This window comes from Methylobacterium sp. WL103 (assembly GCF_008039885.1).
GTDB lineage: Bacteria > Pseudomonadota > Alphaproteobacteria > Rhizobiales > Beijerinckiaceae > Methylobacterium > Methylobacterium cerastii.
In genome coordinates, this window is record NZ_VRUX01001254.1 from 1 (window position 1) to 488 (window position 488).

1 protein-coding gene is annotated in these 488 nt (G+C 70.9%); it reads left to right on the forward strand.

The genetic code is table 11. The features are described 5' to 3' along the window. Positions 1-254: 254 nt before the first annotated feature. Positions 255-488: hypothetical protein (locus FV222_RS30825; RefSeq protein WP_210248531.1), on the forward strand; the 234-nt coding region annotated here is incomplete at its 3' end.

The following is a 488-nucleotide window of genomic DNA, read 5'->3' on the forward strand; positions in this document are numbered from 1 at the left end:
CCGTCAGGGCGAGCGGGCGGCGCAGGCGCAGCGCGCCGGTCGTGACGGACGAAATTGCGGCAGACGAGATCCGGGCAGACATGGGCGGTGCGGTCCTGTTTCCTCGTGGCGGCCGGTCTCGAACCGGGCCGCCGTGACGGGGTTGACGGCCTGTCTACGATGCAGATTGGGCGAAAACCAGACGCCGCCGCGTCCGCCGCGGGACGGCTCGTGAGCCGCAGGCGCAGCCGAGGCGAGGGCGAACGGCCCGAAACATGCGGGTCCGCCCGCGGATCGCGATTCACAACTTCGCCTTGGTCGAACGGCATGCGAAGGTCGTGCTCCCGCAGCCCGTGACGACCCGGTGGACAGATCCCCGCCGCGCCACGGCCGCGCCGCGCCGACGCCAGCACTTGAGGACCTTGCGTGACCACATCGATCCGGATGATCGCGACTGCGACGATCACCCTTTGGACCGCCCCCTTCGGGAGCGCGTCCGCCATCGCGCA